Here is a 25,443-nt window from a genome sequence, read left to right on the forward strand (position 1 = left end):
TGTTGCGGCCGCTCTTTTTCACTCCCCTCCGGGTTGAATCCATGGATATCACTGCAATCGAAACGCGCATTCTACAGGCAATGCCCGAAGCACAGGTCAAGGTTGAATCCGACGACAACGTGCATTATGTCGCCCGAATCGTGAGCGATTCCTTTGTTGGTTTGTCGCGCATCCAGCGTCACCGCAAGGTGCATGCGGCCGTTGGTGAGGCGCTGGGGCGAGAGATCCACGCCATGAGTCTGGATCTGAAAACTACCGAAGAAGCCGGCCAGGCGGCGGTTGACGGCTGATGGGCATGGCCGGAATCCAGATTGTCGGCGGCAGGGCGCTGGACGGCTCGGTCGAGATTTCCGGCGCCAAGAATGCAGTGCTGCCCATCCTCATGGCCGCGCTGCTGACCGAAGAGCCCTGCCGGCTCGAAGGCGTGCCACATCTGAAGGATGTGACCACCACCATGGAGCTGCTTGGCCAGATGGGCGTGTCCATCGCCCTGGGCGATCGTCTGAGCGTGGAGCTGGATGCTTCGGCCATGGACAGCGACGTCGCGCCCTACGAGCTGGTCAAGACCATGCGCGCCTCGATTCTGGTGCTGGGGCCGCTGCTGGCGCGCCGCGGTGCGGCCCAGGTGTCGCTGCCGGGCGGCTGCGCCATCGGCGCCCGGCCGGTGGATCTGCACCTCAAGGGCCTGGCGGCCATGGGGGCCGAGATCACCGTCGAGTCGGGCTATATCCAGGCCCGTGCTGATCGCCTCAGGGGCGCGCACATCGTGCTCGACACCGCCACGGTTACCGGCACCGAAAACCTGATGATGGCCGCGACTCTGGCGCAGGGCACCACGGTCATCGAAAACGCCGCGCAGGAGCCGGAGGTCGCCGATCTGGGCCACTGCCTCAACTCGATGGGCGCACAGGTCTCCGGGCACGGCAGCAATACCATTGTCATCGAGGGGGTCGAGCGTCTTTCCGGCTATGACTACAAGGTGGTGCCCGACCGGATCGAGGCCGGCACCTTTCTCACCGCTGCCGCCATGACCGGTGGCCGCGTGCGCGCGCTCAATGCAGTGCCGGGCACGCTCGATGCCGTGCTGGCCAAGCTCGAGGAGGCCGGCGGGCGGATCACCACCGGCGAAGACTGGATCGAGCTCGACATGGCCGGGCGACGGCCACGCGCGGTTGACGTCACCACCGCGCCGTATCCGGGCTTTCCGACTGATATGCAGGCGCAATTCACCGCCCTCAACGCCATTGCCGAGGGCACGGGTATCGTTCGCGAGACGGTTTTCGAGAACCGTTTCATGCACGTGCTGGAGCTGCAGCGCCTTGGTGCCGATATTCGCCTGGAGGGCAACGCCGTCATCATCAGGGGCGTCGAGCGTCTGACCGCGGCCCCGCTGATGGCGACCGATCTGCGCGCCTCGGCCTGCCTGGTGCTGGCCGGCCTGGTTGCCGAGGGCAAAACCCTGATCGACCGCGTCTATCACATTGACCGCGGCTACGAGAACATCGAGGAAAAACTGCGCCAGCTCGGCGCCGACATTCGCCGGCTGGCCGGCTGATCCGGCGCGCTCGGCGACAGGCGTTATTCGACCTCTTCCTTGTCGTAACCGGGCACGGGGTCTTCGCCGCCGGGGCAGAACGGATGGCAGCGCAGCAGGCGCTTGACCGCCATCCAGCCGCCACGCCAGGCGCCGTAGAGCTCGATTGCCTGGCTGGCATAAACCGAGCAGGTCGGGTCGAAACGGCATTGCCCGCCAATCCAGGGGGACAGAAAGTAACGATAGGCCCGGATCAGGCCGAGAAATAAAGTCTGCATCGGGGTTGCCCAGAGTTCCCGACTAGGATATATAATCGTCGGTTTTGCAACAACCTGGCTTGAAGAGGCCGTGAGCTGATGCCTAGCAAGAGTGTTGAACTGCCGAAAGGTTACAAGCCTTCCGAAGACGAAGAGTACATGGGCCCGAAGCATCTGGAGTATTTTCGTCGCCAGCTGCTGCAATGGCGTGAAGACCTGATCCAGGAGTCTCAGGAGACGATCGACAACCTGCGTGGCGAGGTCCGCGATGTCGGCGATGAGGCCGAGCGCGCCAGCCGCGAAACCGAAAACAGCCTGGAACTTCGCACCCGCGATCGCTACCGCAAGTTGCTCAACAAGATCGACGAGGCCCTGGCCCGAGTCGAAGACGGTTCCTACGGCTACTGCGAAGAAACCGGCGAGGAAATCGGCTTGCCCCGCCTGGAAGCCCGGCCGATCGCCACGCTCTGCCTCGACGCTCAGGAGCGTTGGGAACTCAAGCAGAAACAGATGCGCGATCGCTGAGGAGCGTTGATCCGAAGCTGCTGATTGATGAAAAGCCCCGCACTGTCGGGGCTTTTTTACGCGTGGCGCGAGGCCGCTCTTCTCCGTTGGCCGAAGAGGCTGTCTTGCTCCGGGAGAGGGCCCCATGGGCGTGGGAGCGCGGCTCCAGACCGCGATACGGCGCCCAGCGGCGCCGGCCCGAGGCAAGGCTCAGTCGCGCAAGAAGGCAGCCCCTTCCGGCCCAAGCCCTGGGGTGTTCAGGCGGCCTCGAGTGCGCGCGTGGCCTGGCGACGGACTTCGGCCAGCATGGCATTGAGGCCATTGGCACGCGTTGGCGAGAGGTGGTCGCTCAAGCCGATCTCGACGACGAAGTGGGGTTCGGAGTCGAGGATTTCGGGCGCGCTGCGACCGGAATAGACTCGCAGCAGCAGGGCGATCAGGCCCGAGACGATGGCGGCATCCGAGTTGGCGCGAAAAATCATGCGTTCGGCGTCGCCCTCGGTGATCAGCCAGACCTGAGATTGGCAGCCGGACAACAAATGGTCCTCGACCATGTCGGCCTCGTCGAGCGCGGGCAGCTTCCTGCCGAGGTCGATCAGGTACTGGTAGCGGTCCATCCAGTCGTCGAACAGGCTGAACTCCTCGACGATTTCTCGCTGTGCTGTTTCGATGCTCATGAGCTTGCCTTCCAGCGCGTTCCATCAGCGCTGTCTTCGAGTTCGATGCCGCGCTCGGTCAGCTCGTCGCGGATGCGATCGGCGGTGGCAAAGTCGCGCGCTTCGCGTGCTGCATTGCGCTCGGCAATCAGCTGCTCGATTTCGCCGGCATCGATGGTAGCGTCATCCACGCCGCGCCTGAACCAGGCGTCCGGCTCGACCTGCAGCAGGCCGAGCAGGGCGGCGGTTGCCTTCAGGCGCGCCGCCAGCCGGGGCTGATCGGACGCTGGGGCCGCAGACAGCCGGCGCGCCAAGGTATTGATTTCTGCCAGCGCCGTGGGCGTGTTGAGGTCGTCTTCCAGCGCAGCAATCACGCTGGTCTCGGGCTCGACGTCGATCGCCGCAGGCGGGTGACTGCGCAGCAGGCCATAGAGTCGGTCGAGGGTGTTGCGGGCCTGCTCGAGAGCGCTCGTTGACCAGTCCAGCGGCTGGCGATAGTGAGCCGACAGCAGCAGGTAGCGCATTACCTCGCCGGGCCATTGTTTCAGCAGCTCGTGCACGATCAGCGTGTTGCCCAGCGACTTCGACATCTTGCGCTTGTCGACGGTCACGAAACCGTTGTGCATCCAGTAGCGCGCGAAGTGCTCGGTGCCGTGGGCGCAGCGACTCTGGGCAATCTCGTTTTCGTGATGCGGAAAGATCAGGTCCTGGCCGCCGGCGTGAATGTCGATGACCTGGCCCAGGTGCGCGGCGCTCATGGCCGAGCATTCGATGTGCCAACCGGGGCGACCGCGGCCCCAGGGGCTGTCCCAGCCCGGCTGGGTTTCGTCGGAGGGCTTCCACAGCACGAAGTCGCCGGGGTGCTTCTTGTAGGGGGCCACGTCGACGCGCGCCCCGGCCACCATCTCGCGCATGTCGCGGCGCGACAGCTCGCCGTAGTCGGGCGCCGATTCAATGCTGAACAGCACGTGGTTTTCGGCGGCGTAGGCGCAACCCTTGTCGATCAGGCGCTCGATCATGGCGATGATTTCATCGATGTGATCAGTTGCCCGCGGCTCGACGGTGGGCCGGCCCACGCCCAGCGCGGCCATGTCCTGATTGTAGATGTCGGCAAACTTGTTGGTGATGGTGCCGATTGCCACGCCCTGTTCGGCCGCCGCGGTGTTGATCTTGTCGTCGACGTCGGTGATGTTGCGCGCGTAGACCACCTGCGGAAAGCGTCGTGCAAGCACCCGATACAGCAAATCGAAAATGACGGCCGGGCGGGCGTTGCCGATATGGGCATAGCTGTAGACGGTGGGGCCGCAGGCATACAGGGTGACCCGTTCCGGATCGAGCGGCGAGAACGCCTCTTTCTGCCGGCTGAGCGTGTTGTATATCTGGATGGTCATCGGTGACTAAATTGGCGGTCAGGGGCTAGAATGACAAGCTCTGAATTCTAACTGATCGAGGACTGTCTCCCCATGCCCAACCCGGAAGCGCTGCTTTATGCCCGTCATATCGAACATCGGCGCGCGGAAATAGACGCCGTTCTTGCCGAGCTCGGCTACGACGGACTGCTGATTCACTCCGGGCGGCCGGAGAACCGCTTGTTCGACGACAGCCCGCCGCCGTTTCGCGCCCACGGGCCTTTCGTGGCGCTGGTGCCGATGCCGTTCGCGGCCGACGGCCTGCTGGAGCTGCGTCCGGGCAACAAGCCCCGATTGTGGCACTGCCAGCCCGATGATTTCTGGCACATGCCGTCCGAGCCGCCGGCCGACTGGTTGACCGACAGCGTGGACGTCGAGGTGGTGCGCTCGCCCGAAGAGTGGCACGAACGGTTTCACCAACAGCGCGCGCTGGCCGTCATTGGCGACGAGCGTGCGCTGGGGTCCTTGCTTGACGGCGCCGATCTCAACCCGCCCGAGCTGATGTGGCGCCTGGACGAGATCCGCACGCGCAAGACGGCTTTCGAGCGCGACTGCATCGAGCGCGCCAACCGCCTGGCCATTGCCGGCCATCTGGCGGCAGCGGAAGCGTTCCGTGAAGGCCGAAGCGAACTCGAGATTCACCTGGCCTATCTCGCCGCCATGGGCGCCGATCAGGACACGCTGCCCTACGGCAGTATCGTGGCCCTCAACGAACACGCCGCGGTGCTTCACTACCAGTTCCGCTCGCCCGAGGTGCCGCGCTCGATGCGCAGTTTCCTGCTTGATGCCGGTGCCGACTGGCGCGGCTACGCCGCCGATATCACGCGCACCTGGACGCTGGAAGAGCACCGTGAGTTCGGCAATCTGGTCGAAGCCATGGATGCCGCGCAGCGCAGTCTGGCCGACGGCGTGCGCGCCGGCGTTGATTTTGTCGACCTGCACCGCGACGCGCACCTGGCGGTTGCCGCCGTGCTTGAGCAGGCCGGCCTCGTCAGAATGCCGCCCGAAGAGCAGGTTGAAACCGGTGTGAGTGCACATTTTCTGCCGCACGGCCTGGGCCACCATATCGGCGCCCAGGTCCACGACGTGGGCGGCCTTGTGGACGAGCACGGCAATGCACTGCCGCCGCCGGCGCGCTACCCGGCGCTGCGGCTGACGCGCAAGCTCGAACCGGGCAACGTGGTGACCATCGAGCCGGGGCTTTACTTCATACCGACCTTTCTGGAAAAGCTGCGCGCCGGCGATCACGCCGCAAAGGTCGACTGGCAGGCCATCGAGCGGCTGACGCCTTTTGGCGGCATCCGCATAGAAGACAACGTGCTGGTCAGCGAGAGCGAGCCGGTGAACTTCACCCGCCAGGCGTTCGCTGAAAGGAGCCGCTGACCGCTACTGCACACGTGGCGGGCGGCGTCCGACGGTGCTCGAGATCGGCATGCATTTGCTATGCACTCCGGTTCCCGTGCTCCGGCGGCCACCGTCAGCCACGCGCTGGCCACGCCCTCAGCGGCTCCCTGGGCTGTCCTTGATGGCTCCGGGGCTCGCTGGTGGGGAGGTCTACTTGAATGCGGCGGCCGTCGTCACCACGTCGAAAACGATACTGATCGCATGCCCGGGACAACCGCCGTGATGAAACGCGAGGCGGTTGACCAGGCGGGGTGCATCTTCTGCGTGACTCCGGGTCACGGCCACTTGAACAAGCGTAATGCCTACGGCGGTTTTTCATGTCCAACCAGTCTATCGGTCTCAGCGACGAGCTCCAGAACTATATCCTTGGCCACTCCATGCAGGAACATCCGCTGCTGGCGCGGCTGCGTGAAGAAACCGCCGAGCTGCCGCAGCGCAGCATGCAGATTGCGCCAGAGCAGGGCCAGTTCATGGCACTGCTGGCCAGGCTGATCGGCGCGAAACGCTACATCGAGGTCGGTACGTTTACCGGTTACAGCGCGCTGGCTGTCACCCTGGCCATGCCCGAAGACGGGCGCACCATCGCCTGCGACGTCAGTCGTGAATGGACCGACATTGCGCGGCGCTACTGGCAGGAAGCGGGCCTGGCCGATCGCATCATGCTCGAACTGCGCCCGGCGCTGAAAACACTCGAAGAGCTTCTGGTCTCCGGCTGCGAAGACACCTTCGACCTGGCCTTCATCGACGCCGACAAGGCCGGCTACATCGACTACTTCGAGCGCTGTCACGAGCTGGTGCGCCCCGGCGGCCTGATCATGATCGACAACACCTTGTGGTCTGGCCGGGTGATCGACGAAGCCGACAGCGACGACGATACACAGGCCATCCGTGCTTTCAACGACTACCTGCGCGACCGCGAAGAGGTTGACGTGTCGATCGTGCCCGTCGGCGACGGGCTGACCCTGGTGCGCAAGCAGGTCATCGACCCCGAAGCGGGCTGAGAACAGCGCCACCGGTTTGAAACTTTTCGGGCCGACGCTTAAGGTGTAGCACTGCCTTCACACCTTGTAGGTTGCGCATGACTGATGCTCCAGTGATCGAAGTATCGGGGCTCTACAAGATTTTTGGAGCGAACCCGTCCGCGGCCATGCCGCTGATCGAACAGGGTTTTGCCAAGGACGAGATCTTCGAAAAAACCGGTCAGACCGTCGGCGTTCACAACGCCGATCTGACCATCAACAAGGGGGAAACCTTCGTGGTCATGGGCTTGTCCGGTTCGGGCAAGTCCACGCTGGTGCGCTTGCTCAACCGCCTGATCGAGCCGACCAGCGGCAGCGTTCGCATCAACGGGCGCGACGTGACCTCGATGAGCCACAAGGAGCTCATTGCCCTGCGTCGCCGCGATCTGGCCATGGTGTTCCAGTCATTTGCGCTGATGCCGCACCGTACCGTGCTCGACAACGCCGCATTCGGCCTGGAAGTCGCCGGCGAGAGTCGCGACAAGCGCCGCGAGCGCGCCCGCGAGGCGCTCGATCAGGTCGGGCTCAAGGCCAACGCCAACAGCTATCCCGACGAATTGTCCGGCGGCATGCAGCAGCGCGTGGGTCTGGCGCGCGCGCTGGCGACCGACCCCTCGATCATGCTCATGGACGAAGCCTTCTCGGCGCTCGATCCGCTGATTCGCACCGAAATGCAGGACGAACTGCTCGAGCTGCAGCACCAGCATGCGCGAACGGTGGTCTTCATTTCGCACGACCTTGACGAGGCCATGCGCATCGGTGATCGCATCGCGATCATGCAGAACGGCCAGGTGGTACAGGTCGGCACGCCCGAAGAAATCGTCACGAAGCCGGCCAACGACTACGTCAGGTCGTTCTTCTACGGCGTCGACATCGCCCAGGTCTTTACCGCCAGCGACATCATGGACAAGCAGCAGGTCACCGTGGTCGAGCGGCCAGGCATGGGCGTGCGCGCTGCGCTCGAGAGCCTGAGGCGATACGACCGCAACTACGCAGTAGTGGTTGGCTCCGGCGGGCGCTACGAAGGTCTGGTATCGGCTGATTCGCTGGCCCATACCCTCAATCAGCCCGGCGAATCGACCTTCCGCGACGCCTTCGAAACGCTCGAACCGGTGGCGCACGACGGCCTGCTCGAGGAGTTGATCGCGCGCTGCGCCGAGACCAGCGCCCCCATTCCGATCGTTGCCGAAGACGGGCGCTACCTGGGTACTGTATCGCGCAGCCGCCTGTTGCGCACCCTCGATCGCACGAGCGACAACGACGTGAATGGAACCGACGCCGACACCGACACCGCACAGGGGGAGACCGATAATGGATGAGTGGCTCGACAAGTTTCGAATTCCCATCGACGACTGGGTCGAGGCCATCGTGCTGTGGATTCAGGAAAACCTGACCGGCCTGCTCGATGGTTTCGCGCTGGTCATCGGCTTTCTGACCGACTCGTTCGAGACGGCGCTGATGTTCCTGCCGGCCTGGCTGCTGAGCCTGATCCTCATCGGGTTGAGCTGGTGGCGCGTGGGCTGGAAGTTCGGCATTTTTGCCTTTGTCGCCCTGGGCGTCATCCTGGGCATCGACCTTTGGCAGCAGACCGTTCAGACCCTGGCGCTGGTGCTGGCGGCAAGCACCGTTGCCCTGTTGATTGGCATCCCGGTCGGCATCGCCATGGCGCGCAATGACCTGGTCGAGTCCATCTGCCGACCGGTGCTGGACTTCATGCAGACCATGCCGCCGTTTGTCTATCTGATTCCGGCGGCCATCTTCTTCGGCCTGGGCAAGGTGCCCGGCGCCATCGCCACGGTGGTGTTTGCCATGCCGCCGGCGGTGCGCCTGACCAACCTCGGCATTCGCCAGGTCAACGAAGAGCAGATCGAGGCCGGACTTGCATTCGGCTGCACTCGCCGCCAACTATTAACCAAGGTTCAGTTTCCGCTGGCCATGCCATCGATCATGGCCGGCGTGAACCAGACCATCATGCTGGCGCTGTCGATGGTGGTCATCGCCTCCATGATCGGCGCCGGTGGTCTGGGCAATACGGTCCTGACGGGGATTCAGCGACTCAATGTCGGGCTCGGGTTCGAGGGCGGTCTGGGGGTGGTCATCCTGGCCATTCTGCTGGACCGCATCACCCAGAGCTTCGCGCCCGGACAGCGCGGCTGACCCCTCAGTTCTGTCAGGTAGCGCGTCGTGTACCGCGCATCATGCGCGGCACGATATTTTCTCGCATCAAACGAAGAGGAGAAAACATCATGCGACACAAGTTCGCTGGATTATTGATCGCCCTGGGGCTGAGTGTGGTGCTTGCCGCACCCGTTCAGGCCCAGGATATCCGCATCGGCTGGACCGCCTGGTCGGACGCCGAGTTCGTCACCAAGCTGGCTGACCAGATACTCGAAGAGCGCCTCGATCAGAACGTCGAGCTGGTCCAGACCGACATCGCGCCGCAGTATCAGGGCGTGGCCTCGGGCGACATCGACGTGATGATGATGTCGTGGCTGCCCGACACCCACTCCGACTACATGGACAGCGTCGGCTCCGACCTCGTCAGCCTGGGCATTCTCTACGGCTACGCCCGTCTGGGCTGGGCCGTGCCCACTTACATTCCCGAAAGCGAAGTCTCTTCGATGGAGGATCTCAACAACGCCGACGTGCGCAAGAAGCTCAAGGGCACGATTACCGGCATCGATCCCGGCGCCGGCATCACCCGGCTGTCGAAGAAGGCCATCGAGGACTACGGACTCGACTATGACCTGCAGATCTCGAGCGGCGCCGGCATGACCGCGGCGCTCGACCGCGCGGTCAAGCGCGACGAGTGGATCGTGGTCACCGCCTGGAGCCCGCACTGGATGTTTGGCGCCTACGACCTGCGCTACCTCGAAGACCCCAAGGGCACGCTCGGCAGCTACGAGCGCATTCACGCCATGGCGCGCAAGGGCTTCTATCAGGACAACCCGGAAGCCGCGCTGTTCCTGTCGCGCATGCACCTCGACATCGACGAGCTGCAGGCGGCCATGTACAACGCCCAGGACACCTCCTACGAGGAGGCGGTCAGCAAGTTCATCGACGAAAACCCCGAGCTGATCGACTACTGGGTCACCGGCAAGATGGACTGAATTGCTGCAGGCAATTGACAGTCAGTTGAAAAAGCCCCGCTTCGGCGGGGCTTTTTCGTGCGGGCCCGCATCGCGCCATGTTTGCGCGCTGAGCAGGATTTCGGCAGTATATCCCCGAACAATGGGGGCTCGGCAAGAACCCGGATTTGCTTACACCAGCCGCGTGCCAGGTCGATTTTCCTTCGGGCGTGGCACTGCCTGACCTGAAGATGGCGGAAGCCGCAAGCGAGTGATACGCATGTCTTCGTCGCAGTTCTGTGAACCGTAATCCTCGAAAACAATCAAGCAAAATTGTGACTGAATGACCGCGAACACCACCAACCTGATCAATTTCGTATTCGATATCGCCAACAAGCTGCGTGGGCCGTATCGGCCGCCGCAGTATCGCAAGGTGATGTTGCCGATGACCGTGCTGCGGCGCCTTGATTGCGTGCTCGAACCCACCAAGGAGCAGGTGCTCAATGAGCACGAGAAGCTCAAGGCCCGCGGCCTGGAGGGGAATGCGCTTCATCGGGCCTTGGCCAGCAAGGCCATCTCCGGCCGAAAGCACCCGCTCTACAACATCAGTGCGTATACCTTCAGGAAGCTGCTGGCTGACCCGGAAAACATTGCCGGCAACCTGACCAGCTACATCAACGGTTTCTCCGAGTCTGCCCGCGAGATCTTCTTGGCCTTCGGGTTCGAAGCCGAGATCGCCAAGCTGGACAAGGCCAACCGGCTCTACCTGATCGTCAAGGCGTTTGCCGATCCCAGAATCGATCTGCATCCGGATCGGGTCAGCAACCACGACATGGGCTATGTGTTCGAGGAGCTGGTGCGCAAGTTCAACGAGCAGGCCAACGAAGAGGCCGGGGATCACTTCACCCCGCGCGAGGTGATCCGCCTGATGGCCCATCTGCTCTACACCGAGGACGAGGAGGTCTATACCCCCGGTATCGCCCGCACGATTTACGACCCGGCCGCGGGTACCGGCGGCATGCTCTCGGTTTCCGAGGAATACATCACCGAACAGAACCCGCAGGCCCATCTGCATCTTTTCGGGCAGGAATACAACGAGGAGTCCTGGGCGGTCTGCCGCTCGGACCTGCTGATCAAGGACGAGCCGATCGAGAATATCGCTTTCGGCGACACGCTGGGCGACGGCGAGACCGAAGACGGCCACCCTGACCGGACCTTTCACTACATGCTGGCCAATCCGCCCTTCGGCGTGGAATGGAAGCCGCAGGAAGATACCGTCAAGAAAGAGCACAAGGAGCTGGGCTTCAACGGCCGCTTCGGGCCGGGCCTGCCGCGGATCAACGACGGCGCCACGCTGTTTCTGCTGCATATGCTGAGCAAGATGAACCCACCGCCGGCGCAGGGCGGCGAGGGCTCGAAGATTGCCATCGTCTTCAACGGCTCGCCGCTGTTCAACGGCGAGCCCGGGCCCAGCGAGAGCAATATCCGCCGCTGGATCATCGAAAACGACTGGCTCGATGCCATCATCGCGCTGCCCGATCAGCTCTTCTACAACACCGGCATCTATACCTACATCTGGCTGGTGACCAACCGCAAGGCCGACCATCGCAAGGGCAAGGTGCAGCTCATCGACGGCACGCGCCACTACCGCAAGATGAAGAAGAGCCTGGGCAACAAGCGCAACGAGCTGGGCCCCGAGCACATCGAGGAACTGACCCGCCTTTACGGTGACTTCGCCGAAGGCGCCACCTGTCAGGTGGGGCCCCACGACGAACTCGAGGAGCGGGTCTGCTCGAAAGTCTTCGACAATCGCGAATTCGGCTACCTGAAAATTACGGTGGAGCGGCCGCTGCGACTCAACTTTCAGGCCAGCCCGGAGCGCATCGAGCGGCTCTGGCAGGAAACCGCCTTCGCCAACCTGGCCAAAAGCAAGAAGCGCAAGAACCAGGCCGAGCACGATGCCGAGGTCAAGGCCGGTGAGGAAACCCAGCAGCGAATCATCGAACTCCTGCAGGGGATGGACGAGCAGCGCTACGACGACCGGGCCGAATTCGAGCCGGTACTCAAGGTCGCGTTCAAGACCGCCGGCGAAAAACTGCCGGCACCGATCAAAAAAGCCATTCTCGGCGCGCTGTCCGAACGCGACCCCGAGGCGGCCATCTGCCGCGATGCCAAGGGCAACCCCGAACCGGATACGGAGCTGCGCGACAGCGAGATTGTGCCGCTGCCGGCCGACATTCCGCTGCCGCTGCCCATGGGCTACGAAAAGAACGCCGACAACGCCCGACTGCTCGAGCTGGTGCGCGATCACTGCGAGGAGTATCTGGCGCGTGAAGTGCTGCCCTTCGTCGACGATGCCTGGATCGACCACGGCAAGACCAGGGTGGGCTACGAGATCCCCATCAACCGGCATTTCTACGTCTACAAGCCGCCGCGGCCGCTCGAGGAAATCGAGCGCGATATCCGGGGGCTGGAGGGCGAAATCCTCGAACTGCTCAAGCGGGTGACGGCGTGAGCCAGGGCGAACTCATCCTCTACCGCAGCGACGACGGGCAGGCCGAGGTCCAGCTCCGGGTTCAGGGCGACAGCGTCTGGCTGACCCAGGCGGAGATGGCCGAGCTGTTCGAGACGACCAAACAGAACGTGAGCCTGCATGTTCGTAACATTCTGAAAGAACAGGAGTTGTCTGAAAATGCAGTTGTCAAGGAAAACTTGACAACTGCCGCAGATGGCAAGAATTACCAGGTCAAATGGTACAGCCTGCCGATGATTCTGGCCGTGGGCTATCGGGTGCGCTCCCCGCGCGGCACCCAGTTCCGCCAGTGGGCCACTGCGCATCTGGAGGAATACCTGGTCAAGGGCTTCGTCATGGACGACGAGCGCCTCAAGGAACCCGGCGGCTGGGACTACTTCGACGAGCTGCTGGCGCGCATCCGCGATATCCGCGCCTCGGAGAAGCGCTTCTACCAGAAGGTACGCGACCTGTTTCAGCTCTCCAGCGACTATCGGCCCGACGACCGGGACACCCAGCTTTTCTTTGCTGAGGTGCAGAACAAGCTGCTCTACGCGGTGACCGGCCACACCGCCGCCGAGATCGTGGTCGAGCGCGCCGACGCCGACGCGCCCAATATGGCGCTGACAAGCTGGAAGGGCGCTCGCGTTCGCAAGCAGGATGTGACCATTGCCAAGAACTACCTCGACGCCGAGGAAGTCGACACCCTCAACCGCCTGGTGGTGATCTTTCTCGAGCAGGCCGAACTGCGCGCCAAGCAGCGCAAGGACCTTTCCCTCGACTATTGGCACAACAACGTCGACAGGCTGCTTGAGTTCAACGAACGCGACGTGCTGGAAGGCGCCGGTTCGGTCAGCGCTGAACAGGCCCGGCGGATCGCCCAGGAACGCTACGATGAATTCGACGCTCAGCGACGGCGGGATGAGGCGCTGGAGGCCGATGCGGAGGACTTGCGGGAGCTGGAGGCATTGGAACAGAAGGCGAAAAGGAAAGGGGAATCGCAGTGACCAAACAGGCTGCGACGCTTCGGCTTGGTGCGATGGGGCTGTGGCATACAACCCCCCGTCCGGAGGGCTGGAAGGACTGTCGGCTGCGCTTCCTGTCTCGTGTGAACCCGTCCGAAAAGGTGATGCTGCCACCGGAAACCGAAGTTTCGTTCGTACCGATGGCTGCAGTTGGCGAGCACGGAGGCATTCAGCTCGATCAGGGCAAATTGTTGGAAGAAGTTGGAGATGGCTATACGCCATTTCGTGATGGGGATGTTGTAATCGCCAAGATCACCCCTTGCTTCGAGAACGGCAAGGGAGCGATTGCTGAGGGGCTCAAGAGCGGGGTCGCATTCGGCACGACCGAGTTACATGTGGTGCGCCCTGAAGAGAAGCTCGATCGACGTTTTCTGTACTATCTGACGGCATCCGAGCTATTCCGTGAGCTGGGTGAAGGCGCCATGTACGGTGCCGGCGGCCAGAAGCGCGTTCCCGAACAGTTCATCAAGGACTTCCGCCTCCCCTTACCGTCGTTACCGACCCAGCGGAAGGTCGCCGATTTCCTCGACCGAAAAACCGCCGAGATCGATACGCTGATCGAGAAGAAGCGTCGCCTGCTGGACCTGCTGGCCGAAAAGCGCACTGCCCTGATCACCCGGGCCGTCACCAAGGGGCTGGACTCCGATGTGCCCATGAAGGACAGCGGCATCGAGTGGCTGGGGGAGATTCCGGCGCATTGGGAAATTCGAAGCATTCGGAGGATATCAACCAAGGTAAAAACCGGTTCAACTCCTCCTAGCGCTGGCGCAGACTATTTTTGTGATAAAGGGATTGATTGGTATACGCCGGGAGACATCTCTGACGACATAACCTTGGAGGGCGCGACCAAAAAAATATCACAGGAAGCCGTTGATGACGGTGTTAGTCGGCTTTTCCCATCCAAATCCGTGCTGATCGTTGGTATTGGAGCTACGCTGGGGAAAATCGCCGTATCTACTCGAGGATTTTCTGCCAATCAACAGATCAATGTGGTTATGACGCTGCCGGATGTCGAACACTGCTACTTGGCATACTACTTATATTCGAGACGCGCTGAGCTGAAAATGATGTCTGCCGCGAGTACTCTTGGGATTATCAACCAAGAGCGAACAAAGCAATTTCCTTGCCCACTTCCGCCTCTAAAAGAGCAGCGGAAAATAGCCGAGTATTGCCGGCGTCAGAATGCCGGGACCGCCGAAGCTGAGTTAAAAATTGATGCGGCAGTTGAGCGGCTGAAAGAATACCGCTCCGCCCTGATCACCAATGCTGTCACCGGCCAGATCAAGGTGGCATGAACTGGGGGAACGCTATGCACCAGGAAACCTACTTCGAACAGGCCATGGAACAGTCGCTGATCGAGCAGGGCGGCTTTGGGAAGGGCAATTCAGCGGGTTTCGATACGGTGCGGGGCCTGTTTCCCGATGAGGTGCTGGCATTCGTTCAGGCCAGCCAGCCGAGGCGCTGGCAGTCGCTGGTCAAGCTGCAGGGCGAGCAGGCCGGTGAAGTGCTGCTGGCATCGCTGGTCAAGGAGCTGGCCGCCAAGCATGCGCTGCATGTGTTGCGCCACGGCTTCAAATGCTTCGGCAAGACCTTTCGGCTGGCCTATTTCGCGCCCAATACCGGCATGAATCCGGAAGCCGCCGAGGCCTACGCGCAGAATCGTCTGCGGGTGATGCGGCAGGTTCATTTCAGCGAGCAGCATCCGCGCAAGTCGCTGGACATGGTGCTGTCGGTCAACGGCCTGCCGGTGGTCACGCTGGAGCTGAAGAACCCGATGACCGGGCAGAGCGCCGAGGACGCCATGCGCCAGTACCGTCGCGACCGCGATCCGGAAGAACCGATCTTCCGCTTCAAGCAGCGCGCGCTGGTGCATTTTGCCGTCGACCCCGACCAGGTGTTCATGACCACCCGGCTGTCCGGCGGGAAGACGCGCTTTCTGCCCTTCAATCGCGGCCATGACTTCGGTGCCGGCAATCCGCCGGCGGGCGAGAACAACTATCGAACGGCCTACCTCTGGGAACAGGTGCTGTCTCGCGACAGCCTGATGGATATCCTGGCCCGCTTCCTGCACCTGGAAGTGAGCGAGAAGAAGATCACGACCAAGCGCGGGGTGAAGCGTCACCGGAAGGAGACGCTGATTTTCCCGCGCTACCACCAGCTCGACGCGGTGCGCAAGCTGGTAGCCAGCGCCCGGGAGAAAGGGGCGGGCCACAATTACCTGGTGCAGCACTCGGCCGGTTCGGGCAAGTCGAATTCCATCGCCTGGCTGGCACACCGGCTCTCGAGCCTGCACGATGCCGCCGACGAGAAGGTGTTCGACAGCGTGGTGGTGATTACCGACCGGCGCGTGCTCGATCAGCAGCTTCAGGACACCATCTACCAGTTCGACCACAAACAGGGCGTGGTCGAGAAAATCGACGAGAACACCCGGCAGCTCGCCCAGGCGCTGTCGTCGGGCGTGCCGATCGTCATCTCCACCATCCAGAAGTTTCCCTTCATCAACCAGGCGATGGAAACGCTGGCGAACAAGGGCGAAGAGGTCTCGCTCGAGACCGGCGGCCGACGATTTGCCGTGATCGTCGACGAGGCGCACAGCTCGCAGTCGGGCGAGACCGCCATGGAGCTTCGCAAAGTGCTCAACCGCGACGGCATCGAATCAGCCATCGCCGGCGAGTTCCTGGACGTGGAGGAGGAAGACCTGTCCGGGGAGGCGCGCAAGGCCCTGTTCGAGGACATGCTCAAGCGCCCGCGCCAGGAGAACATCAGCTTTTTCGCGTTTACCGCCACGCCCAAGTACAAGACCCTGGCGGTGTTCAACGAACCCGGCCCCGACGGCGAGCCGCCGTTTCACCTCTACTCGATGCGCCAGGCCATCGAGGAGGGTTTCATCATGGATGTGCTGGCCAACTACACCACCTACAAGGCCTACAGCGGCCTGATCAAGTCGATCGAGGACGACCCCCAGGTGCCGCGACGCAAGGCGGCCAAGGCGCTGGCCCGGTTCCTTTCCCTGCACCCGCACAATATCGCGCAGAAGGTGGAGGTGATCGTCGAGCACTTCCGTCACCACACCCGCCACAAGCTCGGCGGGCGGGCCAAGGCCATGGTGGTGACCGGTTCGCGCCTGCACGCGGTGCGCTACAAGCAGGCCTTCGACAAGTACATCGAGGACAACGGCATCACCGGCATTCGTTCGCTGGTGGCGTTTTCCGGCAGCGTGACCGATCCGGACTTTCCCGATCAGAGCTACACCGAGGTCGGCATGAACGAGGGCATCAAGGAGTCGGAGCTGCCGGACAGATTCGATTCCGAGCATTACCAGGTGTTGTTGGTGGCCGAAAAGTACCAGACCGGCTTCGATCAGCCGCTGCTGCATACCATGTACGTCGACAGGCGCCTGGCCGGCGTTCAGGCCGTGCAGACCCTGTCGCGTCTGAATCGCACCGCGCCCGGCAAGGAAGACACCTTCGTGCTGGATTTTGTCAACGAGCGCGACGAGATCTTTCAGGCTTTCAAGTCCTACTACGAGGTCACGCCCGTCGGCGAGCCCAGCGACCCGCAGCAGCTCTACACCCTGCAGCACCGCCTGGAAGAGGCGCAGGTGTTCTTTGCCGACGAAGTCAACGCCTTCTCCGAGATCTGGTACCGCAATCGCCACGAGCCCACCCCGGCCGATCACCGCAAGATCAACGCCATCATCGACCGGGCAGTGGAACGCTACAAGGCACTCGACGACGATGAGCAGGAAGGCTTCAAGGGCCAGTTGGCCAGTTTCCGCAACCTCTACGGTTTTCTCGCCCAGATCATCCCCTACCAGGACAGCAGCCTGGAAAAGCTCTATGGCTACGCCCGGTTCCTGCTTTCCAAACTGCCGCGCCGCAGCGACGACACGGTGTTCGAACTCGAGGACGAGGTGGCGTTGAAGTACTATCGGCTGCAGAAGATCAGCGAAGGGGCGATCGATCTTGGCGTAGGCGAGGCGCGGGAACTCTACGGCCCCACCGAAGTGGGGACCGGGCGCGGGGAAGACGAGGAGGTGGAGCTGTCGACCCTGATCGGCAAGCTAAACGAGCGTTTCGGCACCGAATTCACGCCGGCCGAACAGCTGTTCTTCGACCAGATCGCCGAATCCGCTGTTGAGAACGAAACCCTTCAGGAGGCCGCGAAAGCCAACAGCGTCGACAACTTCGCCTACGTGTTCGAGAAGATGCTCGAGGGCCTGTTCATCGAGCGCATGGACGGCAACGAGGAGATCTTCGGGCGGCTGATGAACGACGACGATTTTCGTCGTGTGGCCAAACAGCATCTGCTCCACGAGGTCTACGAGCGCCTTCAGCCGGAGGGCGGGGCCGCCAGGGCGCAATCCAGCCCGGGAAGCGCAGGTTATTGACGCACCGAAGAAGCCGTCGGTCAGCTCATCGAGAACAACGAAGACCTGATCGACTACTGGGTCACCGGCAAGATGGACTGAATTGCTGCAGGCAATTGACAGTCAGTTGAAAAAGCCCCGCTTCGGCGGGGCTTTTTCTTGTCGGCAGCAGTCGCAATGTTATTACTCTGGCCTTGTGCGCTACAGTCGCGAACATGAATTCTCAAGATCACGCTCATGATCATGCGCCCTCCAGCCGCAAGGCACTGATCGGGGCGCTTTGCCTGACGCTCGGTTTCGCCGCCATCGAGTTTTTCGCTGGCCTTTGGGCCGGCTCGCTGGCGCTGGTTGCCGATGCCGGCCACATGCTTGCCGATACCTCGGCGCTGGGCCTGGCTGCCCTTGCCGCCTGGATTGCAGCGCGCCCGGCCAGCAACCGGCGGACCTGGGGCTACGGGCGCGCCGAGGTGCTGGCCGCCCTGATCAACGGTGCGGTCATGCTGGCGCTGGTGGGCCTGATTGCCTGGCGCGCCGTGGAGCGTTTTCAGGACCCGCGCGAGGTCAGCGGCGGAATGGTCATGGTCGTGGCCCTGATGGGGCTGCTGGTCAACCTGCTCGTCTTCTGGATCCTCAGCCGTGGCGAGCGCAACCTCAACGTGCGCGGTGCGCTGCTGCACGTGATGGGTGATCTGCTGGGCTCGGTGGCCGCGCTGGCTTCGGGTATTGTCATTCTGGCCACCGGCTGGACGCCCATCGACCCGATCCTGTCGCTGCTGATCTGCGTCCTCATCCTGGTCGCCGCCGTTCGTTTGCTGCTGGAGGGCGCGCATGTGGTCATGGAAGGCGTGCCGCAGGGGCTCGACATCGACCAGGTGCGCGCGACCATGTCGTCGGTGACGGGGGTGGACGATATCCATGATCTTCATGTCTGGCAGGTCGCCAGCGACCGCGTGGCGCTGTCGGCGCACGTGGTGGTGGCCGATCTGGCCGACTGGCCGGAGACCCTGGCGGCGCTTAACCGAACACTGCTCGACACCTGGAACATCGACCACCCGACGCTGCAGCCCGAGTTGCCCGAGCCGGGCCATTGCGAGCACCAGCCCGAGGCGTGTCGCTGATGGCCGGCGGTTGGGCAAGGGACGATGCCGTGCAGGATCAGATCGACAGCACGGTCGAGGATGGGCTGGCGCGGGTGCGCAGTCGCATTCCCAAAGGCGAAAGCCTGCGCGAGTGCGAGGAGTGCGGCGAGACGATCCCCGAGGCTCGCAGAAAGGCGCTGCCGGGCGTGCGGCTGTGCGTGGTCTGCCAGGAAGAGCTCGACGAGGCCGAGAAGAAGAGCTTCAGCGGCTACAACCGGCGCGGCAGCAAGGACAGCCAGCTGCGCTGAGCAGCGGCAGTCCGGCGCCCGGCCCGCGGCCGCGGGCCAGGGTCGGGGCAGCCGGTCGGATCAGTTTTCGCCCTGGCTGTCGCCCTTCGTTTCTGTCTCCGGCCCGGCGGCGTTGCCGCTGTCGTCGCTGGCTTCGATTTCGGCGTCGGCCTGTGCGACTTTTTCCAGCAGGGTGTCGAGAATCTCCTTGCCGGTGACGCCGGCCTGCTCGATGTAGGTATCGCGCACGCCCTTGCTCGCCTCTCTGAACGCCTGGCGCTCTTCGTCGTTGAGCTCGACGAATTCCGTACCGCCCTCGTCCAGGATGATCTGCAGGCGCTCTTCGTTGAACTGGATCTGCTCCTTGTCGATCCACGGAACCAGCTCGTCGCGCACTTCCAGCACCATCTGGCGGCGCTCGTCGCTGAGTGATTCAAACCACTGCTGACTGGCCGCCAGGGTGGAGATGAACTGGGCGTGGCGGCCGTAGGTCAGCACGTCCTGTTCCTCGTAGAAGCTCATCTCCTGGATGGCAAACATCGGATTGACCTGGCCGTCGATCTGGCCGAGCTGAAGCCCGCTGTAGACCTCGGAATAGGGCATCGGCGTCGGATTGGCGCCGTAGGCCTGATAGGACTCGACCAGGATGGGCGAGGTCATCGTGCGAATGCGGAAATCCTCGAAATCAGCCAGAGTGCGCAGCGGCTTGTCGCTGCTCCATACCATCCAGCCCTCGGGGATGATGTCGAGCAGATGCAAATCCTGGTTGTTGTATTCCGGCTGGAACAGGGCATAGACCGCCGGGTCCGAAAGCACTTCGCGATTGACCTCGTTGTGCTCGGACAGCACGAAATGCAGCGTGAATACGCCAACCTCCGGAATAAGGTCGGCCAGATGCCCGGGTGAGGCGAAAACCAGCTCGAGGCCGCCGCCCTGGGCCATCTCGGTCAATTGTGCGGAGGTGCCCAGCGTGCCGTAGGGGTAGATCTCGACGTTGATTGCTCCGTCGCTGCGTTTCTCGATGCGCCGCTTGAACTCCTGTGCGTAGGCATCCTGCACGCTGCCCTGAACTTCTTCGAGCGCAAAGCGCCAGGTTGCTGACTTGTCGGCTTGCGCTGGCGCGGCCGTGTCGCTGCCGCTGTCGGCCGGCGGTGCCTGTCCGGAATCACCGCAGGCGCACAACAGCAGCGTCAGCAGCAGCGTCAGGCCGAGTTTGTGAATGCTCGCTCGCTCCATGTCTTTGGTTCCCGAAATTGAGGCTGTCAATCAACATAACATGGGCCACGGTCGCGGCCGGGCACGCGTCGCGGTTGCTTGCGGCAGCCGTGTAGAATGGCCGGCAGTTTCACGCAGCGAAGAGGGACATCGACGGTGAATACGGGCAGGGCGAAGCGGTCACGGGCGCAGGGGCAGCAGTGAGCGACTCGCAGGCCAGGGCACCCGGCCCCTGGCGCCGGGCCGTGCGCCAACCGTTCAGCTGGTTCGACCGGGGCCTGGACTGGTTCGAAAGATTCGTCCTCGTGGCCGGAATTTCAGCCATGGCGATTGTCAGCGTCGCCAACGTCATCTCGCGCAACACGCTGGGCTCGAGCCTGCAGTTTGCCGCCGACGTCACGCAGCTGCTGCTGGTGGTGGTCACTTTCATGGGCATCGGGATCGGCGCACGCAGCGCCCGCCATATCCGCGTGTCCGCCATTCATGACCTGCTGCCCGAGCGCGCCCGGAAGGTGCTGCTGATCATCGTCAGTTTCGGCACCTCGGTGCTGCTGTTCATGCTGGCCGATTACGGCTGGGAGTATGCGCAGTCGGTGCAGCGCAGCTGCCGCGTGTTGCCGGAGTGGCTTGCGGCCACGCCGCTGTGGCTGGGGGTTGCGCTCACCCTGGTGGCGATGGTGCTGGCCGGTCACTTCATCCGCATGGTGGCCGAGCTGGGCGGAAGGTTTTTGAACGGCATGACCGAGCTCAAGCGCAACCTCATCATCCTGGGCGCGCTGGCTCTGGGGCTGGCGCTCGGCGCGCTCCTGTTCGGGTGGTTCATCGAGCTGGTGGACAACCGCAGCGGCCGCTGCCGGATCATGCCCTCGACCGGTTTCCCGGTCTATCTGATCTATATGGTGGTGCCGCTGGGGTTCTTCCTTGGTGGAGTGCAGTTCTTCCTTGCCGGGCTGCGCAACGTGATCAGTCGGGACAACTATCTGTCGTGGTACCACCGCGACGAGTACGAAGACGAAAGCCAGGCCGCCAAGCACGCGTCATTCGTCAATGCTGCGGAAAAAGAGCAGGCCGCCGACCAGGGCCAGCGGGAGAAAACTGATGGCTGAGTTTCTCGATCTGCTGGGTCTGGCTGCACTGAGCGACGCGCAGGTGGCGCTGGTGGCTGCCGGTGTCATGGTGGTACTGCTGCTGCTGGGCTTTCCGATGATGGTGCCGCTGATGGTGGGCGCCATGATCCTGCTGTTTGCCAGGTTTTCCATGCTCGAGCCGAGAATGCTGGTGCAGCAGATGATCGGCGGCGTCGAGCAGAGCGTGCTGGTGGCGGTGCCGATGTTCATCCTGGCCGCCGACATCATGATCAAGGGTCACACGGCCAACCGCCTGCTCGATCTGGTGAGCAAGTTCGTCGGCCACATCCGCGGCGGCCTGCCGGTGACCACCGCGGTCTCGTGCACGCTGTTCGGTGCGGTGTCGGGTTCCACGCAGGCCACCGTGGTGGCGATGGGCCAGCCGCTTCGGCCGCGCCTGCTCGAGGCCGGCTACAGCGATCGTTTTTCGATGGCGCTGATCATCAACGCCAGCGACATCGCCCTGCTGATTCCGCCGTCGATCGGCATGATCATCTACGGCGTGGCCTCGGGGACTTCGGTCGGGGAGTTGTTCATTGCCGGCATCGGCCCCGGCCTGCTGATTCTGGCGCTGTTTGCGGTGTACTGCTACATCGTCTCGATCTGGAAGAAGATCCCGGCGCAGCCTGCAGCCACCTGGCCCGAGCGCTTTCAGGCTCTCAGACGGGCGCTGCTGGCCTTCGGTTTTCCGGTCATCATCATCGGCGGGATCTACAGCGGCTATTTCAGCCCGACCGAGGCGGCGTCGATGTCGGTGGCCTACGCGCTGCTGCTGGAGATGGTCATCTATCGCGAGGTCAAGCTTCGCGATCTGCCCGAGGTCGCGCTGTCGACGGGCATGATCACCGCCGTGGTCTTCATCCTGGTGGCCGCCGGCATGGGTTTTTCATGGATCGTGTCGTTCGCGCAGATTCCCGATCTGCTGCTCGGTGATGTCGTCGCCAACGCCGCCGACAATCCGCTGATGGTTCTCGCCCTGGTGGCGGTCGCCTATTTTGTCGGCTGCATGTTCGTCGACCCCATCGTGGTCATCCTCATCCTCACGCCGATCTTTTCTCCGGCCATTCAGTCGGCGGGGCTCGACCCGGTTCACGTCGGCACCGTCGTCGTTCTGCAGGCGGCGATCGGCTCGGCCACGCCACCTTTCGGCTGCGACATCTTCACCGCCGTGGCGATTTTCCGAAGGCCTTATCTGGATGTCATTGCCGGCACTCCGCCGTTCGTGTTCATTCTGCTGCTTGCGACCGTGCTGCTGATGCTGTTTCCACAGATTGCGCTGTTCCTGCCCGAGCTGATGGACTGATCGGGTAGTCATCCGGCAGCGGGGTACACTGGCGAACTGTTCACCTTGCATAAACGCGGCAGGGTGTTCAATATCAACCGCGTCTCTGGAGAGGAATCGATATGATCCTGCGTGTTGTGGTGCTCATTGCCGGTTTGATCGGTATGGCGGGAGTGGCCCTGGCCGAATGCGGCAACCTGCTGGACTATTCGCATCGTGGCCTGGCCACGTCAACCGAAACCAACCTCTGCGAGGCCCATGCCGGAGACGTCATCGTGGTCGTCAACACCGCCAGCGAGTGCGGTTTCACGCCGCAGTTCGAGGGGCTCGAGCAGCTCTATCAGAAGTATCGCGGTGACGGTCTGGTCGTGCTCGGTTTTCCCTCCGACGACTTTGCGCAGGAGCTCGACAACGAGATCGCCACCGCTGATGTCTGCTACGCCAACTACGGCGTCACCTTTCCGATGTTCGCCCCCAGCTCGGTCAAGGGCGAGCAGGCCAATGCGCTGTTTCAGGCGCTCAACGCCGCGGCAGGGGAGCCGGGCTGGAATTTCACCAAGTATCTGATCGACCGCGACGGCCGGGTGGTCGAGCGCTTCGAGTCTGCAGTCGAGCCGATGAACAGCCGCCTGGAAGAGCGAGTCGCCGAACTGCTGCGGCGCTGACCTTCTCTATTTCTTGTCCGGGCGACGCAGTTCGACGCGATCGCTCGGCCACCATTCGGGATGATGGCGGCGTACCCAGTCGGCCATCCCTTCGCGCAGGTCCATCTCCATCAGCCAGGCGTCGGTGGGGTTGGCCGCGGTGGCGTAGAAGGTGATCTCCTGATAGTCCTCGTGGTGGGCGGTTACCGCGGTCATGAGCAGCTCATCGACGACAGCCCGCTCGTCGTTTTCGGCCAGCTTTCTGAACGCTTCGCGCAGCTTCTTGGGGCTGGCGCTGTGGTCAAGTCGCAGCGACATGGTGCGCGTGAGGCTGGCGTCGACCATCGACCAGTTCTCGAACGGCTGCGAGATGAAGTGCTGCACCGGCACCAGCAGCCGCCGCCCGTCCCAGGTGCGCAGCACCACAAAGGTGTAGTAGATCGACTCGACATAGCCCCAGTTGCCTTCGTATTCGATGGCATCGCCAATGCGTACCGGCTTGGCGATGGCAATCTGCAGGCTTGCCAGGATGTTGCCGATGACCGTGCGCCCGGCAATCGCCAAGATGACGGCGACCACGCTGGCCGAGGCCAGCAGCGACAGGCCGACGTTGTCGAACAGGCGCAGCTGGGTCAGAAACAGGATCGAGCCGAGCAGCACGGCGGCCAGCAGCACGAAGCGGCGCAGCGCGTAGATCGAGGTATAGAGCTCGCGGCGATCGCGGTCGCTGCTGTCGTCGATGTCATTGACGAAGCGCTCGGTCACTTTTTCAAGCGTGGCGTCGATGCTGCGCAGCGTGGCCAGCGTCAGGCCGACGATGACCAACCCCATCAGCAGCGGCGTGAGCACGGTGTAGAAAAAGCCGGAAAAGCTGATCAGCCAGCCGGTCAGGAACTGGGCCAGCAGCGCCATCAGCGCCACGGTCAGCGGCATGCGCATGCGGCTGGTGGCGCGGTTGATCCAGTCAACCGGCAGCCAGCGCCCGAACCAGCCCAGCAGGCCGTGCGTCAGCCAGCCCAGCAGGATCAGCCCGGCGATGGTCAGCGGCAATACCAGCCATTCCCACATGCGCGTGCCCCAGAATGCCGGGCGCTGCAGGGCATCGGGCAGGCGCTGCTCGAGCCAGCCGGGGCCGTAGCGTTCATAGAGGCCGTCGATATCGGCCACCGTGTGCGCTGAAAACACCCAGGCCGCCTCGCGCTCGGCGGGCTTGATCCGGTTGAGCCGGATCTCGGCGGGCCGGCGCTCGAGATCGAGCACGCTCAGTTCCAGGCTGCGCCTTGGCTGGCCGGCCAGCGGTTCATCGCTGGCCGAGCGCTCCAGCAGGGCATCGGCGCGGGCCGGCAGCTCGCGCCAGTCGATTACCATCGTGCGCGCGATCACTTCCGCGAGCCGGCGCGCCAGCTCCGGCCCGCGCTCGGCCTGCTCGTCGACCGGCAGGCGCGAGAGATCGAGGAGATGAGCGGCGCGGGTGAACTCAGCGCGGTCGGTAGCTGCCAGCAGCGCGCTGACGGCCGAGCGCGGCGTGCTGCGGTCGAGATCGGTTGGCGTCTCGCCCAGGCCGGCGTTGAACGCCTCGACCTCGAACCAGCGCTCGGGCGGCGTGGATTGAGCCACAGCCAGGCCCGCCAGAAGGATCAGCAGGGCGGTGGTGCCGGCAAGCCGCAGCGTCTGCGTGGCGGTTGAAAGGTTCATGGAACCAGACCTTACATCAGGTCTCGTGTGATCCGCACCTGCCGGCCTAGGTTCCCCGCAGCCCCGGACTTGATCCGGGGCCTTCCGAGTGCCGGTGCCCTTGGCAGGAAGATCCCGGCTCGAGGCCGGGAATACGTCATCCAATCAGCCAACTCCGGTCCCGCAGCCCCGGACTTGATCCGGGGCCTTCAGAGTGCCGGTCGCCTTGGCAAGAAGATCCCGGCTCGAGGCCGGGAATACGGTATCCACTCAGCCAGCTCCGGTCCCGCAGCCCCGGACTTGAGCCGGGGCCTTCCGAGGGCGGGAAGCCGTGGCAAGAAGATCCCGGCTCGCGGCCGGGAATACGGGCTCCAAGCA

At 63.2% G+C, this 25,443-nt stretch carries 22 protein-coding genes; 17 read left to right on the top strand and 5 right to left on the bottom strand.

All coding sequences use genetic code 11. The annotated features are described in order from the left end of the window. Positions 1–41: 41 nt before the first annotated feature. Positions 42–290 carry a BolA/IbaG family iron-sulfur metabolism protein gene (locus tag ACEWQZ_RS05980; RefSeq protein WP_476482163.1) on the top strand — a complete coding sequence of 83 codons (249 nt, stop codon included), beginning with the start codon at positions 42–44 and terminating at the stop codon, positions 288–290. A gap of 5 nt (positions 291–295) precedes the next feature. Continuing rightward, positions 296–1,555, top strand: coding sequence for a UDP-N-acetylglucosamine 1-carboxyvinyltransferase (murA, locus tag ACEWQZ_RS05985; RefSeq protein ID WP_476482164.1), 1,260 nt, complete (start codon positions 296–298; stop codon positions 1,553–1,555). Positions 1,556–1,578: 23 nt separating this feature from the next. On the opposite strand, the gene yidD is transcribed toward murA, so the two are convergent. After that, positions 1,579–1,812 (bottom strand): membrane protein insertion efficiency factor YidD, encoded by a 234-nt coding sequence (gene yidD / locus ACEWQZ_RS05990; protein ID WP_476482165.1) that lies wholly within the window; start codon positions 1,810–1,812, stop codon positions 1,579–1,581. 78 nt (positions 1,813–1,890) lie between these two features. Here yidD and dksA point away from each other — a divergent pair, with 78 nt between their 5' ends. Beyond that, positions 1,891–2,316 (top strand): RNA polymerase-binding protein DksA, encoded by a 426-nt coding sequence (dksA, locus tag ACEWQZ_RS05995; protein ID WP_476482166.1) that lies wholly within the window; start codon positions 1,891–1,893, stop codon positions 2,314–2,316. Positions 2,317–2,552: 236 nt separating this feature from the next. Here dksA and ACEWQZ_RS06000 read toward each other — a convergent pair whose 3' ends face one another. Both ACEWQZ_RS06000 and cysS read right to left on the bottom strand, forming a co-directional pair. Then, the gene (locus tag ACEWQZ_RS06000) at positions 2,553–2,972 is read right to left on the bottom strand and encodes a SufE family protein (RefSeq protein ID WP_476482167.1); all 420 of its coding nucleotides are present in this window, start codon (positions 2,970–2,972) and stop codon (positions 2,553–2,555) included. Continuing rightward, the gene (gene cysS / locus ACEWQZ_RS06005) at positions 2,969–4,342 is read right to left on the bottom strand and encodes a cysteine--tRNA ligase (protein WP_476482168.1); all 1,374 of its coding nucleotides are present in this window, start codon (positions 4,340–4,342) and stop codon (positions 2,969–2,971) included. The genes ACEWQZ_RS06000 and cysS overlap by 4 nt, the downstream gene beginning before the upstream one ends. Positions 4,343–4,414: 72 nt before the next feature. Between cysS and pepQ the strand changes: the two genes are divergently transcribed. The 11 genes from pepQ (at position 4,415) to ACEWQZ_RS06060 (ending at position 19,144) form a co-directional block, all read left to right on the top strand. After that, on the top strand, positions 4,415–5,743 hold the full coding sequence (pepQ, locus tag ACEWQZ_RS06010; RefSeq protein WP_476482169.1) for a Xaa-Pro dipeptidase: 1,329 nt from the start codon (positions 4,415–4,417) through the stop codon (positions 5,741–5,743). 338 nt (positions 5,744–6,081) lie between these two features. Then, positions 6,082–6,765: a class I SAM-dependent methyltransferase gene (locus ACEWQZ_RS06015; RefSeq protein ID WP_476482170.1), complete on the top strand. Its 684-nt coding sequence runs from the start codon at positions 6,082–6,084 to the stop codon at positions 6,763–6,765. A 77-nt stretch (positions 6,766–6,842) separates the two neighbouring features. Next, complete coding sequence (gene proV, locus ACEWQZ_RS06020; RefSeq protein WP_476482171.1) at positions 6,843–8,102, top strand: glycine betaine/L-proline ABC transporter ATP-binding protein ProV; 1,260 nt, start codon at positions 6,843–6,845, stop codon at positions 8,100–8,102. Then, positions 8,095–8,940 carry an ABC transporter permease gene (locus ACEWQZ_RS06025; protein ID WP_476482172.1) on the top strand — a complete coding sequence of 282 codons (846 nt, stop codon included), beginning with the start codon at positions 8,095–8,097 and terminating at the stop codon, positions 8,938–8,940. The genes proV and ACEWQZ_RS06025 overlap by 8 nt, the downstream gene beginning before the upstream one ends. Positions 8,941–9,029: 89 nt before the next feature. After that, entirely contained in the window at positions 9,030–9,893 is an 864-nt protein-coding gene (locus ACEWQZ_RS06030; protein WP_476482173.1) for a glycine betaine ABC transporter substrate-binding protein, read from the top strand. 301 nt (positions 9,894–10,194) lie between these two features. After that, the gene (locus tag ACEWQZ_RS06035; RefSeq protein WP_476482174.1) at positions 10,195–12,366 is read left to right on the top strand and encodes a type I restriction-modification system subunit M; all 2,172 of its coding nucleotides are present in this window, start codon (positions 10,195–10,197) and stop codon (positions 12,364–12,366) included. Beyond that, entirely contained in the window at positions 12,363–13,370 is a 1,008-nt protein-coding gene (locus ACEWQZ_RS06040; RefSeq protein ID WP_476482175.1) for a virulence RhuM family protein, read from the top strand. The genes ACEWQZ_RS06035 and ACEWQZ_RS06040 overlap by 4 nt, the downstream gene beginning before the upstream one ends. After that, on the top strand, positions 13,367–14,683 hold the full coding sequence (locus ACEWQZ_RS06045; protein ID WP_476482176.1) for a restriction endonuclease subunit S: 1,317 nt from the start codon (positions 13,367–13,369) through the stop codon (positions 14,681–14,683). The genes ACEWQZ_RS06040 and ACEWQZ_RS06045 overlap by 4 nt, the downstream gene beginning before the upstream one ends. Before the next feature lie 14 nt (positions 14,684–14,697). Further along, positions 14,698–17,778 carry a type I restriction endonuclease subunit R gene (locus tag ACEWQZ_RS06050; RefSeq protein WP_476482184.1) on the top strand — a complete coding sequence of 1,027 codons (3,081 nt, stop codon included), beginning with the start codon at positions 14,698–14,700 and terminating at the stop codon, positions 17,776–17,778. Positions 17,779–17,972: 194 nt separating this feature from the next. Then, positions 17,973–18,875 carry a cation diffusion facilitator family transporter gene (locus ACEWQZ_RS06055; protein ID WP_476482177.1) on the top strand — a complete coding sequence of 301 codons (903 nt, stop codon included), beginning with the start codon at positions 17,973–17,975 and terminating at the stop codon, positions 18,873–18,875. Further along, positions 18,875–19,144, top strand: a complete 270-nt coding sequence (locus tag ACEWQZ_RS06060; protein ID WP_476482178.1) for a DksA/TraR family C4-type zinc finger protein — start codon at positions 18,875–18,877, stop codon at positions 19,142–19,144. The genes ACEWQZ_RS06055 and ACEWQZ_RS06060 overlap by 1 nt, the downstream gene beginning before the upstream one ends. 60 nt (positions 19,145–19,204) lie before the next feature. Here ACEWQZ_RS06060 and ACEWQZ_RS06065 read toward each other — a convergent pair whose 3' ends face one another. After that, positions 19,205–20,359 (bottom strand): TRAP transporter substrate-binding protein, encoded by a 1,155-nt coding sequence (locus ACEWQZ_RS06065; RefSeq protein ID WP_476482179.1) that lies wholly within the window; start codon positions 20,357–20,359, stop codon positions 19,205–19,207. Between the two features lie 179 nt (positions 20,360–20,538). Between ACEWQZ_RS06065 and ACEWQZ_RS06070 the strand changes: the two genes are divergently transcribed. The 3 genes from ACEWQZ_RS06070 (at position 20,539) to ACEWQZ_RS06080 (ending at position 23,412) form a co-directional block, all read left to right on the top strand. Further along, the gene (locus ACEWQZ_RS06070; RefSeq protein ID WP_476482180.1) at positions 20,539–21,444 is read left to right on the top strand and encodes a TRAP transporter small permease; all 906 of its coding nucleotides are present in this window, start codon (positions 20,539–20,541) and stop codon (positions 21,442–21,444) included. Next, positions 21,437–22,768, top strand: a complete 1,332-nt coding sequence (locus ACEWQZ_RS06075; protein WP_476482181.1) for a TRAP transporter large permease — start codon at positions 21,437–21,439, stop codon at positions 22,766–22,768. Before ACEWQZ_RS06070 ends, ACEWQZ_RS06075 begins: the two co-directional genes overlap by 8 nt. Before the next feature lie 101 nt (positions 22,769–22,869). After that, positions 22,870–23,412 (top strand): glutathione peroxidase, encoded by a 543-nt coding sequence (locus ACEWQZ_RS06080; RefSeq protein ID WP_476482182.1) that lies wholly within the window; start codon positions 22,870–22,872, stop codon positions 23,410–23,412. Between the two features lie 6 nt (positions 23,413–23,418). Here the strand turns inward: ACEWQZ_RS06080 and ACEWQZ_RS06085 are convergent, their stop codons facing one another. Then, the gene (locus ACEWQZ_RS06085) at positions 23,419–25,086 is read right to left on the bottom strand and encodes a mechanosensitive ion channel family protein (protein ID WP_476482183.1); all 1,668 of its coding nucleotides are present in this window, start codon (positions 25,084–25,086) and stop codon (positions 23,419–23,421) included. Positions 25,087–25,443 lie beyond the last annotated feature (357 nt).

It is taken from the genome of Wenzhouxiangella sp. YN1 (assembly GCF_056324145.1).

Coding starts and splice junctions, on each gene's coding strand:
- ACEWQZ_RS05980 (WP_476482163.1), top strand. CDS start 42: ATGGATATCACTGCAATCGAAACGCGCATTCTACAGGCAATGCCCGAA.
- murA (WP_476482164.1), top strand. CDS start 296: ATGGCCGGAATCCAGATTGTCGGCGGCAGGGCGCTGGACGGCTCGGTC.
- yidD (WP_476482165.1), bottom strand. CDS start 1,812: ATGCAGACTTTATTTCTCGGCCTGATCCGGGCCTATCGTTACTTTCTG.
- dksA (WP_476482166.1), top strand. CDS start 1,891: ATGCCTAGCAAGAGTGTTGAACTGCCGAAAGGTTACAAGCCTTCCGAA.
- ACEWQZ_RS06000 (WP_476482167.1), bottom strand. CDS start 2,972: ATGAGCATCGAAACAGCACAGCGAGAAATCGTCGAGGAGTTCAGCCTG.
- cysS (WP_476482168.1), bottom strand. CDS start 4,342: ATGACCATCCAGATATACAACACGCTCAGCCGGCAGAAAGAGGCGTTC.
- pepQ (WP_476482169.1), top strand. CDS start 4,415: ATGCCCAACCCGGAAGCGCTGCTTTATGCCCGTCATATCGAACATCGG.
- ACEWQZ_RS06015 (WP_476482170.1), top strand. CDS start 6,082: ATGTCCAACCAGTCTATCGGTCTCAGCGACGAGCTCCAGAACTATATC.
- proV (WP_476482171.1), top strand. CDS start 6,843: ATGACTGATGCTCCAGTGATCGAAGTATCGGGGCTCTACAAGATTTTT.
- ACEWQZ_RS06025 (WP_476482172.1), top strand. CDS start 8,095: ATGGATGAGTGGCTCGACAAGTTTCGAATTCCCATCGACGACTGGGTC.
- ACEWQZ_RS06030 (WP_476482173.1), top strand. CDS start 9,030: ATGCGACACAAGTTCGCTGGATTATTGATCGCCCTGGGGCTGAGTGTG.
- ACEWQZ_RS06035 (WP_476482174.1), top strand. CDS start 10,195: ATGACCGCGAACACCACCAACCTGATCAATTTCGTATTCGATATCGCC.
- ACEWQZ_RS06050 (WP_476482184.1), top strand. CDS start 14,698: ATGCACCAGGAAACCTACTTCGAACAGGCCATGGAACAGTCGCTGATC.
- ACEWQZ_RS06055 (WP_476482177.1), top strand. CDS start 17,973: ATGAATTCTCAAGATCACGCTCATGATCATGCGCCCTCCAGCCGCAAG.
- ACEWQZ_RS06060 (WP_476482178.1), top strand. CDS start 18,875: ATGGCCGGCGGTTGGGCAAGGGACGATGCCGTGCAGGATCAGATCGAC.
- ACEWQZ_RS06065 (WP_476482179.1), bottom strand. CDS start 20,359: ATGGAGCGAGCGAGCATTCACAAACTCGGCCTGACGCTGCTGCTGACG.
- ACEWQZ_RS06075 (WP_476482181.1), top strand. CDS start 21,437: ATGGCTGAGTTTCTCGATCTGCTGGGTCTGGCTGCACTGAGCGACGCG.
- ACEWQZ_RS06080 (WP_476482182.1), top strand. CDS start 22,870: ATGATCCTGCGTGTTGTGGTGCTCATTGCCGGTTTGATCGGTATGGCG.
- ACEWQZ_RS06085 (WP_476482183.1), bottom strand. CDS start 25,086: ATGAACCTTTCAACCGCCACGCAGACGCTGCGGCTTGCCGGCACCACC.